This window comes from Marinimicrobium sp. UBA4209 (assembly GCF_002381585.1).
In the GTDB taxonomy this organism is placed as follows: Bacteria; Pseudomonadota; Gammaproteobacteria; order Pseudomonadales; family Cellvibrionaceae; genus Marinimicrobium; species Marinimicrobium koreense.
Genome location: NZ_DFTP01000072.1, coordinates 1 through 1,308, shown reverse-complemented (window position 1 = coordinate 1,308; position 1,308 = coordinate 1). Strand labels below are relative to the sequence as shown.

At 63.9% G+C, this 1,308-nt stretch carries 1 protein-coding gene; it reads right to left on the bottom strand.

Features of this window, described 5'->3' with window-relative positions; genetic code table 11:
• Positions 1-1,209 (bottom strand): tRNA lysidine(34) synthetase TilS (tilS, locus tag B3187_RS10730; protein ID WP_286806370.1); only part of this gene is annotated, 1,209 nt, incomplete at its 3' end.
• Positions 1,210-1,308: the final 99 nt, after the last annotated feature.

Here is a 1,308-nt window from a genome sequence, read left to right as displayed (position 1 = left end):
CCGCCACCAGGGGGCCAGGGCGTACTCCTGCAGCAGCTTCTTCAGGGTCTGTGAGTGGGCCCGCCCCTCGGGCTGACAGCGTTCACCCCCCTGACGCCACCGAATGGACAGCTCCGGCAGCCCCGCCGCCAGACGGGGACCATTACCGCCGAAATCCTCCCTTTCAAAGACCAAAACAGCGCCCCCCGGCAACACCACCCGCCCCGATCCGCTCAAATCCACGGGGATAGGCTGCGAAGGCAGAGGGGCCTCAAGCGAGGTGCCATTCAGCAGGTACAGGCCCTGACGAAACCGCCGCAACGCCCAGCCCTCCCAGGCCACACACGCCCCGGCGTCCTCCCGCCCGTCGATCAACTGGCGATCGACCTCCGCCAACCGATCACGATTCAACCCGGGCACCCCACGCTCCCTGAACCAGACCCGCAGCACCTGATGGCGCCGCGCCGTAGACAGGCCCTGTAACCCCGGAAGACTGAGCACCCACCCCGCAGCAGCGTGCGGATCGGCAGACTCAAGGGTCAGACGCGCCAGATCCTCCCGCGCGTAGTCTTCCAGCAGCGCCTCGGACTCGGCACACAGCACCGCACTCTGCCCCCAACTCTCCACCAGATGCGGCCAACGCTCCCGCAACGTGGGCATGACCCGGTGGCGAAGGAAGTTGCGATCAAATTGCAGGTCGTCGTTGCTCTCATCCTCGATCCAGGATAAGCGGTGGCTGCGAGCATAATCTTCAAGCTCGCGCCGGCTAACGCCCAGCAGCGGACGCCAGAGCTCCCCGGCACCCAACGGCCGCCGCGCCGCCATCCCCGCCAACCCCCGAACCCCGGATCCGCGCCCGAGGCGCATCAGCAGGGTTTCCACCTGATCGTCCCCGTGGTGGGCGGTGAGCAGTATTTCATCGGGCTGGAGCTGTTGAATGAACGCCTGATAACGCGCTTCACGCGCAGCGTCTTCCAGTCCCTTGCCGTCTTTCTGAACATCGACGGTCACGACGTCCAAAGGCACGCCGAGCTGTTTACACAATGTTTCGCAGTGACGCTGCCATTGGTCGGCATTAGGAGACAAGCCATGATGAACATGCACCGCCCGCACCCCCGAACACCGACGCGCCACCGCATGCAGCAACACGGTGGAATCCAACCCACCACTAAGCGCAACGCAGTAGCGACGATCTTCTGGAAGTGTTTGGATGGACTGTTTTAAGGGCATCTCAGTTACTGTGAAAGTATTGTCTTTACATTGAGTCCGGCGGGCAGGCGGTATCCCGGTTCGAGCCCCGCCGTGAACCCATCCATGGGGGCTTCTCGT